Origin of the sequence: Pseudomonas sp. Marseille-Q1929, assembly GCF_017316265.1 — a bacterium.
Lineage (GTDB): Bacteria > Pseudomonadota > Gammaproteobacteria > Pseudomonadales > Pseudomonadaceae > Aquipseudomonas.
The window spans coordinates 1-15,590 of the sequence record NZ_JAFLWU010000054.1 but is presented as its reverse complement, the minus strand read 5'-3'; the positions used below and the strand labels follow the sequence as shown (position 1 = coordinate 15,590).

The 15,590-nt window shown below is 64.8% G+C and carries 10 protein-coding genes and 1 pseudogene; all 11 read left to right on the top strand.

Annotated elements, in window-relative coordinates:
- The first annotated feature begins 4 nt into the window (after positions 1 to 4).
- A complete protein-coding gene (locus tag J1G37_RS28650) occupies positions 5 to 2,359 on the top strand; it encodes a TonB-dependent receptor (RefSeq protein WP_207047142.1) in 2,355 nt (784 codons plus the stop codon).
- Between the two features lie 20 nt (positions 2,360 to 2,379).
- On the top strand, positions 2,380 to 3,513 hold the full coding sequence (locus tag J1G37_RS28645; RefSeq protein ID WP_207047141.1) for an ABC transporter substrate-binding protein: 1,134 nt from the start codon (positions 2,380 to 2,382) through the stop codon (positions 3,511 to 3,513).
- On the top strand, positions 3,510 to 4,541 hold the full coding sequence (locus tag J1G37_RS28640; RefSeq protein WP_207047139.1) for an iron ABC transporter permease: 1,032 nt from the start codon (positions 3,510 to 3,512) through the stop codon (positions 4,539 to 4,541). The genes J1G37_RS28645 and J1G37_RS28640 overlap by 4 nt, the downstream gene beginning before the upstream one ends.
- Positions 4,535 to 5,290: an ABC transporter ATP-binding protein gene (locus J1G37_RS28635; RefSeq protein ID WP_207047137.1), complete on the top strand. Its 756-nt coding sequence runs from the start codon at positions 4,535 to 4,537 to the stop codon at positions 5,288 to 5,290. Before J1G37_RS28640 ends, J1G37_RS28635 begins: the two co-directional genes overlap by 7 nt.
- A 154-nt stretch (positions 5,291 to 5,444) precedes the next feature.
- Positions 5,445 to 5,900: a (2Fe-2S)-binding protein gene (locus J1G37_RS28630; protein WP_207047135.1), complete on the top strand. Its 456-nt coding sequence runs from the start codon at positions 5,445 to 5,447 to the stop codon at positions 5,898 to 5,900.
- Positions 5,900 to 8,116, top strand: a complete 2,217-nt coding sequence (locus J1G37_RS28625) for a xanthine dehydrogenase family protein molybdopterin-binding subunit (protein ID WP_207047134.1) — start codon at positions 5,900 to 5,902, stop codon at positions 8,114 to 8,116. The genes J1G37_RS28630 and J1G37_RS28625 overlap by 1 nt, the downstream gene beginning before the upstream one ends.
- Before the next feature lie 16 nt (positions 8,117 to 8,132).
- Positions 8,133 to 9,464, top strand: coding sequence for a cytochrome c (locus J1G37_RS28620; protein WP_207047132.1), 1,332 nt, complete (start codon positions 8,133 to 8,135; stop codon positions 9,462 to 9,464).
- Between the two features lie 725 nt (positions 9,465 to 10,189).
- Positions 10,190 to 12,610 carry a TonB-dependent receptor gene (locus J1G37_RS28615; protein WP_207047130.1) on the top strand — a complete coding sequence of 807 codons (2,421 nt, stop codon included), beginning with the start codon at positions 10,190 to 10,192 and terminating at the stop codon, positions 12,608 to 12,610.
- 62 nt (positions 12,611 to 12,672) lie between these two features.
- Positions 12,673 to 14,286, top strand: coding sequence for an ABC transporter substrate-binding protein (locus J1G37_RS28610; protein ID WP_207047140.1), 1,614 nt, complete (start codon positions 12,673 to 12,675; stop codon positions 14,284 to 14,286).
- Entirely contained in the window at positions 14,283 to 15,233 is a 951-nt protein-coding gene (locus J1G37_RS28605) for an ABC transporter permease (RefSeq protein ID WP_207047128.1), read from the top strand. Before J1G37_RS28610 ends, J1G37_RS28605 begins: the two co-directional genes overlap by 4 nt.
- Before the next feature lie 3 nt (positions 15,234 to 15,236).
- Positions 15,237 to 15,590, top strand: a pseudogene (locus tag J1G37_RS28600) (ABC transporter permease); the annotation flags it as partial.

The following is a 15,590-nucleotide window of genomic DNA, read 5'->3' as shown; positions in this document are numbered from 1 at the left end:
ACCCATGCTCGTGATCCGCAGCGCACTGCTCAGCCTGGCCCTCACCAGCGCCGCCATGGCCGCGCAGTTGGACGCTGTCACCCTGCACACCTACCAAATCACCCCCGGCCCCCTCGGCGCCACGCTGTCGAGCTTCGCCGTGGACGCCGGCATCGCCCTGTCGTTCCTCCCCGCCCTCACCGAAGGCCTCACCAGCCCCGGCCTCTCCGGCACCTACTCGACCGAAGAAGCCGTCACCCGCCTGCTCGCCGGCAGCGGCCTGGAAATGGTCTTGCGCGAAGACGGCAGCTACACCCTGGTACAACGCCGCGTCACCCTGTCACAAACCACCGTTAGCGCCACCGAACAGCGCGCCGACAGCCTGCCACCGGCGTACTCCGGCGGCCAGGTCGCGGTCGGCGGGCGCCTGGGCATGCTCGGCAACAGCGACGTAATGGACGCCCCGTTCAGCGTCAGCACCTACACCGCCACGTTGATCAAGGACCAACAGGCAACCACCGTCGGCGACCTGCTGGAGCGTGATTCCTCAGTGCGCTCCACCGGGCAGACCGGCGGCATTGTCGATTCGTTTTTCATCCGTGGCTTCCCGGTCGGCGAAGGCAACCTCGGCGAGTTGGCCTTCGACGGCGTGTACGGCGTGGCCTCCAACTACCGCGTGTTCACCGAGTACGCCGAGCGCATCGAAGTGGTCAAGGGCCCGGGCGCGCTGCTCTACGGCATGTCGCCCAACAACGCGGTGGGCGGGGTGATCAACGTGGTGCCCAAGCGTTCCCTCGACGAAGACCTCACCCGCTACACCGCCAGCTATGCCCAGGATTCGCACGTCGGCAACCGCATCGACATCAGCCGGCGCTTTGGCGACGAGCGTCGTTTTGGCCTGCGCCTCAATGGTGGCGTGCAGCAGGGCAACACGGTGATCGACGACCAATCCCGTGAAGTCGGGATTGGTGCGCTGTCCCTGGATTATCAGGGCGAGCGCCTGCGCACCAGCCTGGACCTGATCTCCCAGGAAGAAGAGTTCGACGCCGCCTCCCGCCCGTTCCTGATCGCCCCCGGCGTGGCCATTCCCGGCGCCGCCAACGGCCGCACCAATGTCAGCCAGGATTGGGGCTGGTCGCGCACCCGTGACAAATCCGCGTTGCTCAGCGGCGAATATGACCTCAGCGACAACCTGACCCTGTTCGCCCACGCCGGCGGCGGCAAATCGGCGGTGGCGCGTATGTCCGACCAAACCCCGAAGATCATCAACGCCGCCGGCGACACCGATTCGACGCCGGGCTATTACCGCTTCGAAGTGCAGCGCTACACCGTCGACGCCGGCGCCCGCATGGGTTTCGACACCGGGCCGATCAGCCACAGCAGCGTGGTGCAGGCCAGCCGCTATCGCGATGAGCTGTCGCGGGGGATTATTTCCGGCGCCTCGGTGCTGTCGAATATCTACCACCCCATCGACCGCCCCAAGCCGTCGATTGCCAAGCCGGACGCGCCGAAAGTCTCCGCCACCGAGCTGTCCGGCGTGGCCATCGCCGACACCCTGTCCGTGCTCGACCAGCGTGTGCAGGTCACGGTGGGCCTACGCCAACAGCGCATCCAGTCCAACAACTACAACAGCGCCGGCGCGGTGACCACGGCCTACGACGACGGCAAGACCACGCCGCTGTTCGGCGTGGTGCTCAAGCCGTGGCAGCACGTGGCGTTCTACTACAACTACCTCGAAGGCCTGAGCAAGGGCGACGTGGCGCCGTCCAACGCGGCGAACGCCGGGGAGGTCTTTGCGCCGTACGTGTCCAGGCAGCATGAAGTGGGGGTCAAGCTCGACTACGGCACCTTCATGTCCACCCTGGCCCTGTTCCAGATCGAAAAACCCAGCGGTGAACTGGCCGCCGGACGCTTCTCGGTGCAGGGCGAACAGCGCAACCGTGGCCTGGAATTGAACCTGTTTGGCGAAGTCGCCCAAGGCACGCGCCTGCTCGCGGGCGTGACCTTGCTGGATGCGCAGCTGACCCAGACCGGCACTGCCGCCAATCGCGGCAATAGACCGGTGGGCGTGCCCGAGGTGCAAGCCAACCTGTGGGGCGAATGGGACACGCCGTGGGTCGAGGGGCTGACGTTGACCAGCGGCGCGATCTACACCGGCAGCCAGTACGTCGACCAGGCCAACACCCAGCGGCTCGATCCCTGGACCCGCATCGATGTTGGCGCGCGCTACAGCACGCGCATCGCCGAGCGGCCGACCACATTCCGCGCCACGGTGCAGAACCTGTTCGACCGCCAGTACTGGTCCGGCGTGGCCTCCTACGGCGCGTTCTCCCAGGCGTCGCCACGCACCCTCCTCCTCTCGGCCACGGTCGATTTCTGATACCTGCAAGGGCTCCCATGATGCTTTCGATTGTTCGACGCGGCCACGTCCTGGCGGCGCTGTTGTTCACCGGGTGGCTGGCAATGCCGGCGTTGGCAGCACCCACTACGGTCACCGACCTGCTCGGTCGCCAGGTCAAGGTCAACCTGCCGGTGCAACGGGTGATTCTCGGCGAGGGCCGCCAGCTGTACCTGGTGGCCGCGCTGGACACGCACAACCCCATCGAACGCATCGTCGGCTGGCGCAAGGACCTGATCCAATCCGACCCGGACACCTACAACGCCTACCTGCGCAAATTCCCCGCCATCGCCAGGATCCCCACCTTCGGCGGCTTTGAAGACGGCACCTTCGACATCGAACAAGCCATCTCCCAGCGCCCCGACGTGATCATCCTGAATATCGAGGCGCAACACGCCACCGAGGATGCGCGCTATATCGAGAAGCTCGACGCCCTGGGCATCCCGGTGGTGTACGTGGACTTTCGCAACCAGCCGATGACCAATACCGAGCCGACCATGCGCCTGTTCGGCCAGTTGTTCGGCAAGGAGCCACAGGCCGAGGCATTTATCGCGTTTCGCAACCAACAGATCCGCCGCGTCACCGACGTGATCGCGGCGCAGCAACCGGCGCGCCCGGCGGTATTTATCGAGCGCATCGGCGGCTATACCGACGATTGCTGCCTGAGTTTCGGCAATGAAAACTTCGGCCTGTTTGTCGAGCTGGCCGGTGGCAATAACATCGCCAAGGGCATCATCCCCAGCACGTTCGGCCAGTTGAACCCCGAGCAGGTGATCGTCGCCAACCCCGCCCATGTTGTGGTGACCAGCGCCAACTGGGAGGCGTTCGCACCGGGTGGGCATTGGGTCGGAGTCGGCCCCGGCGCCGACATGGCCGAGGCCCGACGCAAACTGGCGTGGTACACCGGTCGCCCGGCCTATGCCGGCATCCAGGCCCAGCAAAACCAGGCCTTCCACGCCATCTGGCACCAGTTCTACAACAGCCCGTACCAGTTCGTGGCGATCCAGCAATTGGCCAAGTGGTTTCACCCGACGCTGTTTGCCGACCTCGATCCCGAAGCCTCCTTTCGCGAACTGCACGAGCGCTTCCTGCCGGTACCGTATGAGCCGGGCTACTCTGTGAGCCTCAAGCCATGACGGTCACCTACCGCCGCCTGGTCCTGCGCAAACGCCTGATCCTCTGCGCCCTGGCCGTGCTGTTGCTGTGCAGTGTGCTGCTCGACCTGGCCCTGGGCCCGGCGCGCTACAGCCTCAGCGAAGTGCTCGGCGCCCTGCTCTCGCCAGACAGTGCAGCCCCGCAAGTGCGCGTGGTGATGTGGGACATCCGCCTACCCGTGGCCTTGATGGCCGTGGCGGTGGGCGCCGCGCTGTCCCTGGCCGGGGCGCAGATGCAGACCATCCTCAATAACCCGCTGGCCAGTCCGTTCACCCTGGGCCTGTCCGCCGCCGCCAGCTTCGGCGCGGCCATGGGCCTGGCATTTGGCGTGGCGCTGTTTCCGCTGGCGGCGCAGTACATGGTGCCGCTCAACGCGTTCATCATGGCCATGCTCTGCGCGCTGCTGATCCACTTCCTCAGCCTGCGCCGTGGCGTGACTGCGGAAACCATCGTGCTGCTGGGCATCGCCCTGGTGTTCACCTTCAATGCGCTGCTGGCGCTGGTGCAGTTCTTTGCCACCGAACAAGCGGTGGCCGCCGTGGTGTTCTGGACCATGGGCAGCCTGACCAAGGCCACCTGGCCCAAACTCGGGGTGATCTGCCTGGTCATCCTGATTACCCTGCCGATCTTCGCCAAACGCGCCTGGGCCCTGACCGCCCTGCGCCTGGGCGATGACAAGGCCGCCAGCTTCGGCATCAACGTGCGCAGCCTGCGCTTCCAGACGCTGATCATGGTCAGCCTGCTCGCCTCGTTCCCGGTGGCGTTTGTCGGCACCATCGGCTTTATCGGCCTGGTGGGCCCGCACATCGCGCGCATGCTAATCGGCGAAGACCAACGCTTCTTCCTGCCCGCCTCGTTGCTGACCGGCGCGTTGATCCTGTCAGCCAGTTCGGTGGTGAGCAAAACCCTGATCCCCGGGGCGATCTTCCCGATTGGCGTGGTCACCTCGCTGATCGGCGTGCCGTTCTTTATCTCCCTGATCCTCAGCAGGAAGAAAAACTCATGGTAAGTCTCCAGCTGCACGACGTGGGCGCCTGCTACGGGCCGCGCACCATCATCAGCGGCGTCAGCACCGCGCGTTTTGTCGGCGGCCAGGTGGTCGCGGTGGTCGGCCCTAACGCCGCGGGCAAATCCACCCTGTTCAAGCGCATCGCCGGGCTGATCGACGGGCCGGGTGAGGTGAGCCTGCAAGGCTCGGCAAAGGGCGTGCAAGGCATCAGCTACATGCCCCAGGGCCTCAACGCCAGCGCCCGGCTGACGGTGTACGAATCGGTGCTGCTGGCGCGCAAGCAACTGGCGCCGGGCTGGACGGTGCACGATGACGAGCTGAAATTGGTGGATGAGATGCTCGACGCCCTCGGCATCCGCGACTTGGCCTTTCGCAACCTCGGCGAACTCAGCGGCGGCCAGCAACAGTTGGTGTCCATCGCCCAGACCCTGGTGCGCGAGCCCGAGGTGCTGCTGATGGACGAACCCACCAGCGCCCTCGACATGCACCGCCAGGTCCAGGTGCTGAACTTCATGCGCGCCCTCGCCCGCCAGCGCCAGGTCATCGTGTTTATCGCCCTGCACGACCTCAACCAGGCGCTGCGCTTCGCCGACCAGGTGCTGGTGATTGCCGACGGCACGGCCCAGGGCAGCGGGCCGAGCCATGAGGTGATCAACGAGGCGATGTTGCGCGCGGTGTACAAGGTCGAGGCGCGCATCGAGCGGTGTAGCCGGGGCCAGCACCATATCCTGATCGATGACATTGTCTGACTGACCCATTCCTCGCGAATCCTTGCCTGATCCTGCGGACTTGACGACAGCCGGCCACATGGCCCTTGCGCGGTGGTCTAAAGTTCGACACTAAGCGGCCAGCGCATTTCTTACTAAATAAAGGCCGCACCTACCGTCGATCAGCAGGTGAGCCATGGAATTACGAATCAACCAGACGACCTATCAGGTCGATGCTGATGCCGATACCCCGTTGCTGTGGGTCATCCGCGATGACCTCGGCCTGACCGGCACCAAGTACGGCTGCGGCCTGGCCCAGTGCGGCGCCTGTTCGGTGCTGGTGGACGGCAACGTGGTACGCAGCTGCGTGACCCCGGTGGCCGGTGTGGTCGGGCGTGAAATCACCACCATCGAGGCGATTGAAGCCGACGAGGTGGGCAAGCACGTGGTGGCGGCCTGGGTCGAGCATCAGGTGGCGCAATGCGGCTATTGCCAGTCCGGGCAAGTGATGGCGGCCACGGCGCTGCTCAAGCACACCCCCAAGCCCAGCCCTGAGCAGATCGACGCGGCGATGGTCAACCTGTGCCGTTGCGGCACGTACAACGCGATTCATGCGGCGGTCAACGACCTGGCCAAGCAGGAGAACGCCTGATGAAGACGCGCGATGACTTATTCGATGGTCCGGTGAACCTGTCACGCCGGCATTTCCTCGCGAGTACAGCGGTGGGTGCGCTGGTGATTGGTTTTGGTTTGCCGCTGGGTTCGTCCAGGGTGCAAGCCGCCACCGCTGAGCGCGGCACCCAGGTGCCGGCGTTCCTGGAGATTCGCCCGGACGGCAGCGTGCGGTTGCTCAGCCCGTTTATGGAAGGTGGGCAAGGCACGCACACGGCGATGGCGCAGATTGTCGGCGAAGAACTGGACGCCGACCCCGCCACGTTTATTGTCGAAGCCGCGCCGCCCGGCGAAGCTTATGTGGTGATGGAAAACGGCATGCGCATCACCGGCGGCAGCATGTCGGTGCGCATGAGCTACCCGACCATGCGCCGCCTCGGTGCATTGGCGCGGGCCATGTTGTTGCAGGCCGGTGCCGAGCAATTGAACGTGCCGCTGGCCGAACTGAGCACCCAACCCGGCCGCGTGGTACATGCCGCGTCCGGGCGTTCCCTGGGCTACGGCGAGTTGGCCGGGCGCGCCCTGGACATGCCGGTGCCGGACCCGGCCACCATCACCCTGCGTGACCCGAGCCAGTTCCGCTGGATCGGCAAGCCGGTGCGCCGCGTTGATGCCTATGACAAATCCACCGGCAAGGCGCAGTACAGCATCGACTTGAAGGTCGACGGCATGCTCCACGCCGCCGTGCAGCATGCGCCGCGCCTGGGCATGACCGTCGGCAGCCTGCGCAACCAGGCGCAGGTCGAAGGCATGAAAGGCGTGCATTCGGTGCACCAGTTGCCTGGCGCCGTGGCCGTGGTAGCTGAACGTTGGTGGCACGCCAAGCGCGCAGTGGAGGCGATCCAGGTCGATTGGCAGGAAGCCGGCGCCGACGCCAAGGTGCGGGTGATGCCCTCTGACTTTTCCAGCGATGGCTGGCGCGACGTGCTCGCCGCCCAGCAAGGCCCGGCGCGTGACGATGAAAACGAAGGGGACGTCGCCGCCGCGCTGAAAGACGCCAAGACCCGCGTCGAGGCCACCTACCACAACCAGTACGTCAACCACGCCCAGTTGGAACCGCCGTCCGCCCTCGCCCGCTTCAACGCCGACGGCACGCTGGACATCTGGCTGCCCAACCAGGCGCCGGACATGTTCCGCGCCGACATCGCCAAGCGCGCCGGTCTCGACCCGGCGCAGGTCAACTTGCACTCGCCGTTGCTCGGCGGCTTTTTCGGCCGGCATTTCCTGTATGACTCGGCCAGTCCGTATCCTCAGGCCATCGCGCTGGCCAAGGCCGTCGGCCGCCCGATCAAGTTGATCTGGAGCCGCGAAGAAGAGTTCCTGCGGGATGTGCTGCGCCCGGTGGCGGTGGTCAAGTTCCGCGCTGCGCTGGATGACAAAGGCTTCCCCGTGGCCATCGAGGCGGTGAGCGCCACCGAAGGCCCCACCGAAGCGATTGCCGGCAAACAGGGCGACAAACTCGACCCTACGGCGTTGGAAGGGTTGTCGGGCAAGTCGTATGCGATACCCAACAAACGCATTGCGCAGATCTACGTCAAGGGCCCGGCGATGCTGGGGTATTGGCGTTCGGTGGGCAATTCGCTGAATGACTTCTTCTACGAAGCCTTCCTCGATGAGCTGGCAGACAAGGGCGGTCACGATCCCTATGAACTGCGCCTGCACCTGCTGCGCGACAACCCACGGCTGACCACCCTGCTGCAAGCGGTGGGCGAGTTGTCCGGCGGTTGGAAGCGCGGCCCGTTCACCGCCGCAGACGGCAGCCGCCGTGCGCGCGGCGTGGCGATGGCTTCGCCGTTCGGCTCCCACGCGGCGGTGATCGCCGAGGTGTCGATTGAACAGGGCCAGGTCAAGGTGCATGACATCTGGGAAGCGATTGACCCGGGCAGCATCGTCAACCCGGCGATTGTCGAAGCCCAGGTGAATGGCGCGGTGGCGCTGGGCTTGTCCCAGACGCTGCTGGAGGAAGCGGTGTTTATCGACGGCAAGCCACGGGCGCGCAACTACGACCTGTACCCGATCCTGCCGCCGTCGCGGATGGCGCGGGTGCATGTGCGGATTGTCGAGAGTGGCGAAAAGATGGGTGGCATCGGCGAACCGCCGCTGCCCGCCGTCGCGCCGGCCGTGGCCAATGCGGTGGCGCAGTTGACCGGCCAGCGCATCCGCAGCCTGCCCATGAGCCGTCACACCTTCAGCTAACCGCCAGGAATTGCCCATGAACAACCGTCGATTCGCAAGAACCGCAGGCTGGCTGGTGCTGCCCTGCCTGGTCGCCGCAGGCGTGCTGGCCTGGTACGTGACCCGCCAGCCCGCTTCGCCTTTTGAACAAACACAAAGTGTGGATGCCGCACTGGTCAGTCGCGGCGAGTACGTCGCCCGGCTCAGTGATTGCGTGGCCTGCCACAGCCTGCCGGGCAAGACGCCGTTTGCCGGCGGCCTGGAGATGGCCACGCCGCTGGGGGCGATCCACGCCACCAATATCACCCCGGACCGGGAGCACGGCATCGGTGGCTACACCCTGACCGACTTCGACCGCGCGGTGCGCCATGGCGTCACGCCGGATGGAAGACGACTGTATCCGGCGATGCCCTACCCGTCTTATGTGAAGCTCAGCGACGACGACATTCGTGCGCTGTACGCGTTCTTCATGAAAGGCGTGCAACCGGCCAGCGAGCCGAACATCCCCAGCGACATTCCCTGGCCGCTCAACCTGCGCTGGCCCATCGCGCTGTGGAATGGCGTGTTCGCCCCCAGCACGCCCTACGCGAACAAACCCGCGCAGGATGCGCTCTGGAACCGTGGCGCCTACATCGTGCAAGGCCCTGGCCACTGCGGCAGTTGCCACACCCCGCGCGGGCTGGCGTTCAACGAGAAGGCACTGGACGAGTCTGGCGCGCCGTTCCTCGCCGGCGCCCTGCTCGACGGTTGGTACGCACCGAGCCTGCGCCAGGACCCCAACACCGGGTTGGGGCGCTGGAGCGAGCCGCAGATCGTGCAGTTCCTCAAGACCGGGCGCAACGCCCACGCGGTGGTCTACGGCTCGATGACCGAAGCGTTCAACAACTCCACCCAGTTCATGCAGGATGACGACCTGGGCGCCATCGCCCGCTACCTCAAGTCGCTGCCCGGCGACCCACAGCGTGACGGCACGCCGTGGCAATACCAGCCAGCCACCGCCAGCACCGGCCCGGGTGCCCACACCTATGCCACCCGCTGCGCCTCCTGCCACGGACTGGACGGCAAGGGCCAACCCGAGTGGATGCCACCCCTGGCCGGCGCCACCTCGGCCCTCGCCAAGGAAAGCGCCTCGGCGATCAACATCACCCTCAACGGCTCGCAACGTGTTGTGGCGGCAGGTGTGCCGGACGCCTATCGCATGCCGGCGTTTCGTGAGCAACTGTCGGACCAGGAAATTGCCGACGTCCTCAGCTATATGCGCAGCACCTGGGGCAATAATGGCGGCGCGGTGGATGCGAAGGCGGTGGGCAAGCTGCGCGGGCATACCGATCCGGCCAGTAGCAGCCCGATTATTCTGCATATGCGCTGAGGTTGGGCTTGATCGTTCCCACGCTCTGCGTGGGAATGATCGAACACTTTCTCCCCCATCAACACCGCTCAACTGTGGGAGCGGGCTTGCCCGCGATGGCGGCGTGCCAGTCGCCAAAAATGCCAGCCGAACCATCGCTTTCGCAGGCAAGCCAGCTCCCACATTTGAATTTGCGCCTGGCTCAAGAAATAGGCACACCAGCCATCCCCTGTGGGAGCGGGCTTGCTCGCGAAGGCGGCGTGCCTGTCGCCAAAAATGCCAGCCGAACCACCGCTTTCGCAGGCAAGCCAGCTCCCACATTTGAATTTGCGCCTGGCTCAAGAAATAGGCACACCAGCCATTCCCTGTGGGAGCGGGCTTGCCCGCGATGGCGGCGGATCAGACAACACACCTGTAACTGACCGACCGCTATCGCAGGCAAGCCAGCTCCCACAGGGATCAGCGGTGTTTGTGAGATCGGCGGGCGAACGCCCAGTCGACTTCGCCAAACAGCGCCTTGGTTTCAATGCGTGGAAACGGTCGACGCCACTTCATAAATATTAATAATTTTATAAATTATCTAAATAACAATATTTAATAATTAGCTTATTCGAAAAAAGAATTTCACTCAGGTTTTTTATAGTAATAAATTCAGTTCAACCCCACCTTAATCGTTTCCCCTACCTCGCTTTCGAAGCTGTACCCACGCCACGGGCCAGTACCAGAATTAATGGACTATTGCTGACATGCCCGATATCGCCTGCGCCCTACCGCTGAAGAAGTTCCACCTGTCCTTGCTGACCAGTTCCCTGCTATTGGCGGCTGCGCCGGCGTTTGCCGATGACGCCAAGCTCGACACCGTGACCGTGATCTCCACCGGCCTGCGCGGTCAGGAGCGCACCGTGGCGGACAGCCCGGCGCCGATTGACGTGATCAACAGCGACCAGTTGCTCAAGACCGGCCGCGCGGAGTTGTCCGAGGCGATTGCCAAGTTGCTGCCGTCATTCAACTTCGGCACCAATATCGCCGGCTACAACTCGGTGACGCGGCCCTTGAGCAACCGCAGCCTGGGCCCGGCGTACACCCTGGTGCTGGTCAACGGCAAACGCCGGCACAACGGCGCCACCGGCCAGCGCGGTTCCATCGACAACAGCGGCGCGAATGCGGTGGACATCGACCTGATCCCGGTCAGCGCCGTGGACCATATCGAAGTGCTCAAGGACAGCGCCGCCGCGCAGTACGGCTCGGATGCGGTGGCGGGCGTGATCAACATCATCCTGAAAAACAGCAAGAGCGGCGGCCACCTGGAAACCAGCTACGGCCAGCTGTTTTCAGGCGAAGGCGAGACGATCAAGGTCGCCGGCGACCAAGGCTTCGAGCTGGGCCAGGGCGGTTTTTTCCACCTCTCCGCCGACGCGCGCAAACGCGGCAATGCGTCGTGGAACGACAAGGCCGACAGCAGCGTCAAGGCCTTCAACGACCCGGCCAAGGAAGCCGCCTGGGACCGCGTGGCGATCAAGAACGGCGACCCCGATCTCAAGGCCTTCAACCTCGCCTACAACGCCGAACTGCCCCTGGAAAACCTCACGCTGTACTCGTTCTCCACCTACGGCGAACGGGATGCCGAAGCCGCCAACTATTTCCGCCTGCCCACCGGCACCGCCGCCGTGCCCGAAGTGTTCCCCGACGGTTATTACCCGCTGAACAACATCAAGGACCGCGACTACCAGTTGCTGTTCGGCGGCAAGGGTGAAGTGGCCGAGTGGAACTGGGACCTGAGCACCACCTACGGGCGCAACAATGTGCACCACTCCAGCGATCTGAATATCAACCCGTCCCTGGGCACCGCGTCGCCGACCAAGTTCGATAACCTGGCGACCTTTCGTTTTGAACAGTGGGTGAACAACCTCGACTTCACCCGCCGCTACGACAGCCTGTTCAACCTGACCTCGCCGGTGCAGGTGTCGGCTGGCCTGGAACATCGCTGGGAGCATTTCAGCACCTTCGCCGGTGACCGCGAGGCCTATATCACCGGCACCTACCCCGCCGCCTCGGGCGCGCAGGCGGCAGTGACGATCCGCCCGGAAGATGAAGTCAGCCTGATCCGCAACAACGTCGCCGGCTACCTGGATTTGGGTTTTGACCTGACCGATAAATGGTTCCTGGATGTGGCCGGTCGCGTCGAACATTACGACGATGACTCGGGCAACACCTTCGGCCTCAAGGTCAATTCACGCTATGAGCTGACCGACAGCGTGGCCGTGCGCGGCACCGTCGGCACCGGTTTCCGTGCGCCGTCGCTGACGCAGATCGGCTACACCGTCGCCGACAACCGCGTGGCCCTGGATGCCGACGGCAACGTGGTGCCCGCCGTGACCCGCCTGACGCCGTCGGGCAGCAACCTGGCCAAGGCCCTCGGTGGCGATGACCTCAAGCCGGAAAAATCGCGCAACCTCGGCCTCGGCCTCACCTGGCAACCGGCGCCGCGCACCAGCATCACCGCCGACGCCTACCTGATCGACATCGACGACCGCATCGCCCTCACCAGCAATATCTATGACCGTGGCAACGGCGCGATCAACGCGATCCTCACCGCCCAAGGCGTGCCGTCCGGTACCTGGGTCAACTACTACACCAACGCCTTCGACACCCGCACCAAGGGCCTGGACGTGGTCGCCGACCACACCACGCCGCTGGATGCATTCGGCGAAGTGCGCTGGAGCCTGGGCTTCAACTGGAACAAGACCACCATCCAGGACAGCCGTGACACCCCGGCCGCACTGGCCAACACCGGCGTGACCCTGGTGGGCCGCGACCGTGCCGGCGACCTCACCGACGCCTCGCCCAAGACCAAATGGATCCTCGGCGCCAACTGGAAAATCGCCAACCTCGCGGTGAACCTGCAAACCGCCCGCTACGGCGCGGTCAAGACCCTCGCGGTCAACCCCAGTGGCGACCGCAGCTTCGGCGCCAAATGGATCACCGACCTGGACGTGAGCTACACCTTCGTCGACCACCTCACCGTGAGCATCGGCGGCACCAACATCTTCGACGTACGCCCCGACAAGCACGCGGTGTACAGCAACCTGGGCCTGGCGGCCTACGGCAACCCGCCGTTCTACCCGGGCGGCGGCTACTGGTACACCAAGCTGGCCTACGACTTCTGATCCACACCGTACATGCACCCGAACCGCCACATGAGGGCTAACCATTGACTACCTCCAACTTGATGAGCCGCTTGCTGGCCCCGTGCGCCCTGGCGCTGGCCCTGGCCGGTTGCTCGCCTTCGGGTGAGCAGGCCCAGGCCAACAAAACCCTGAACATCGCGTTCTTTGGCGACAACACCATTCTGGTCAGCGTCGACCCGTTCCAGGTCTATTGGCTGGAACACCGGGTGCTGCTGCGCAATGTCGCCGAGTCCCTCACCGACCAGGACCCGGAAACCGGCAAGATCATCCCGTGGCTGGCCAAAAGCTGGGAGGTCAGTGACGACGCGCTGACCTACACCTTCCACCTGCGCGACAACGTGACCTTCAGCAACGGCGAACGCTTCGACGCCAAGGCGGTGAAGACCGCGTTCGACAGCGACAAGGCCCTGGCCACCGAGTTGCCGGCCACGTTTGGCGCGACCTACCTGGCCGGTTACGACCACGCCGAAGTGGTCGATGACTTCACCGTCAAGCTGGTGCTGTCGCGGCCCAACGCGGGTTTCTTGCAGGCCACTTCCACCACCAACCTGGCGATCCTCGCGCCCGCCTCCTATGCGCTGACGGTCAAGGAACGTTCCCTGGGCAAGATCATCGGCACCGGGCCCTTTGTGCTGGAAAGCTACACCCCGGAAGTCGGCGCGCACCTGACCAAACGCAAAGGCTACGCCTGGGCCTCGGCCAATATGAAAAACCAGGGCGAAGCCCATCTGGACGCCATCGACGTCACCTACATCCCCGAAGAAAGCGTGCGCAACGGCCTGTTCTTGCAAGGCAAGGCTGACATCCTGTGGCCGCGCAACCCGTTCTCCGAAGTGGACCTGAAGCTGTTCCAGTCCAAGGGCGCAACCATCCAGAGCCGCTCGCTGCCAGGCCCGGCGCTGAACCTGTACCCCAACACCCGTGGCGAACGCATCCTCGCCGACCGCCAAGTGCGCCTGGCCGTGCAAAAGTCTATCGACCGCACGAGCTACGCCAGCACCGTGTACAACGCCGAATTCCCGGTGGTGCAAGGCGTCTTCGACGTGACCACGCCCTTCGCCAAGAGCCAGGCAGCCAAGCTCGGCTATGATCCGGCGGGCGCCGAACAGTTGCTGGATCAAGCCGGCTGGGCCAAGGGCGCCGACGGTTACCGGCAGAAAAACGGCAAGCGCCTGAGCCTGAGCTACAACATCAGCCCAGCGGAAACCGCCGGCGACGTGTTGATCCAGGACCAACTGCGCAAGGTCGGCATCGAGTTGAAACTCAGCGTGGTCACCCGCGCCGAGTGGGTGGCCAACAACTCGGCGGGCAACTACGACCTGACGATCAACTACATGACCCGCGCCGACCCGATCATCCTGCAAACCATCCTCGACCCACGCACCGCCAACAGTTCCACCGTGGCCACCAACACCTATGAGCCGGCCACGCTGGAAAAAGCCAAGGGCTTGTTCGATGCGGGCATCACCGCCACCCAGGGCCCGCAGCGCGCGGCGGCCTATGGCGACCTGCAAGACCTGCTGATCGATGAAAGCTCGGCGTTCCCGGTGTATGAGCGGGTGTGGCAAGCCGCGACCTCGGCCAAAGTGAAAAACTTCCGCTGGACCGCCGAAGGTTTCGCCCTGCTGGGTGATATCGAGATCGGCACGCCATGAGCCGCTACCTGATCGGCCGGGTCGGACAGGCGCTGCTGGTGTTGTGGGGCGCCTACAGCATCACCTACTTCATCCTGTATCTGCTGCCGGGCGACACCTTGTCGCTGATGCTCAGCGCCTCGGGCATGGAAGCCGATGCGCTGTCGGTGGAAGACCTGGCCAAGGCCCGCGCTTATTACGGCTTGGACAAGGGCGTGTTCGAGCAGTACTTCGACCTGCTGTGGGGCGCGTTGCGCGGTGACTTCGGCCAGTCGCTGTCGATGAACCGCCCGGTGGCTGAATTGCTGGTGGAGCGCCTGCCGCAAACCCTGTCCCTGGCCGGCCTGGCCATCGTGCTGTCGTTGCTCGGCGGCATTGGCCTGGCCTACCTCACCGCGTACATCCGCTGGCAACCGTTGAAAAAGGCCCTGACACGCCTGCCGTCGCTGGGCTTTTCGGTGCCGGTGTTCTGGATGGGCCTACTGTTGATCCAGGTGTTTGCGTTTGGCCTGGGCTGGTTTCCGGCCACCGGCAGCAAGGGCTTTGAAAGTCTGATATTGCCCGCCGTGACCCTGGCGATTCCCAGCGCGGCGGTGTACGCCCAGGTGCTGCAACGCAGTTTCCAGGGCGTGTGGCAAGAGCCGTATATCGTCACCGCCTACGCCAAGGGCCTCAGCCGCGGCCAGGTGCAGGCGCGCCACGGCTTCAAGAACGCGGCGCTGCCAATCCTCACGCTGATCGGCTTGCAGGTGGGCAACACGGTGTCCGGTGCGGTGCTGGTGGAGACCATCTTCGCGCGCTCCGGCATCGGCCGCCTGGCCCAGGAAGCGGTGTTGCGCCAGGACATCCCGGTGGTGCTGGCCATCGTCGCGGTGTCGGCGGCGGCGTTTGTGCTGGTCAACCTGCTGGTGGACCTGCTGTACCCGTGGCTCGACCCGCGTATCTCCCACACGCCGAAGGTGTCCTAGACCATGACCATCCTTGAGCAGAACCTGCGCGGCCAAGCCCTGCCGGCCAGCCAACCACTGTGGCGCCGCCGCAGCCGCCTGCAACGCGCCACGGCGGTGTTGCTGCCGTTGCTGCGCAAACCCGGTTTCAGCCTGGCGCTGCTGCTGGTGCTGTTCGCGCTGGTCTCGGCCGTGGTGCCGCACCTGCTGACCGGCTTTGACCCCTACGCCACCTCCCCTGCCGACAAGCTGCGCGCGCCGAACTTCACCCACTGGTTCGGCACCGATGAACTGGGCCGCGACCTGTTTACCCGGGTCGTCTACGGCGCACGCCTGTCGATGCTGGCGGCGTCGCTGGCGGTGGGCATTGCGCTGGTG

What these genes read in the sequence shown, in the direction of transcription:
- J1G37_RS28650 (WP_207047142.1), top strand. Translation starts at nt 5, where the DNA reads ATGCTCGTGATCCGCAGCGCACTGCTCAGCCTGGCCCTCACCAGCGCC.
- J1G37_RS28645 (WP_207047141.1), top strand. Translation starts at nt 2,380, where the DNA reads ATGCTTTCGATTGTTCGACGCGGCCACGTCCTGGCGGCGCTGTTGTTC.
- J1G37_RS28640 (WP_207047139.1), top strand. Translation starts at nt 3,510, where the DNA reads ATGACGGTCACCTACCGCCGCCTGGTCCTGCGCAAACGCCTGATCCTC.
- J1G37_RS28635 (WP_207047137.1), top strand. Translation starts at nt 4,535, where the DNA reads ATGGTAAGTCTCCAGCTGCACGACGTGGGCGCCTGCTACGGGCCGCGC.
- J1G37_RS28630 (WP_207047135.1), top strand. Translation starts at nt 5,445, where the DNA reads ATGGAATTACGAATCAACCAGACGACCTATCAGGTCGATGCTGATGCC.
- J1G37_RS28625 (WP_207047134.1), top strand. Translation starts at nt 5,900, where the DNA reads ATGAAGACGCGCGATGACTTATTCGATGGTCCGGTGAACCTGTCACGC.
- J1G37_RS28620 (WP_207047132.1), top strand. Translation starts at nt 8,133, where the DNA reads ATGAACAACCGTCGATTCGCAAGAACCGCAGGCTGGCTGGTGCTGCCC.
- J1G37_RS28615 (WP_207047130.1), top strand. Translation starts at nt 10,190, where the DNA reads ATGCCCGATATCGCCTGCGCCCTACCGCTGAAGAAGTTCCACCTGTCC.
- J1G37_RS28610 (WP_207047140.1), top strand. Translation starts at nt 12,673, where the DNA reads ATGAGCCGCTTGCTGGCCCCGTGCGCCCTGGCGCTGGCCCTGGCCGGT.
- J1G37_RS28605 (WP_207047128.1), top strand. Translation starts at nt 14,283, where the DNA reads ATGAGCCGCTACCTGATCGGCCGGGTCGGACAGGCGCTGCTGGTGTTG.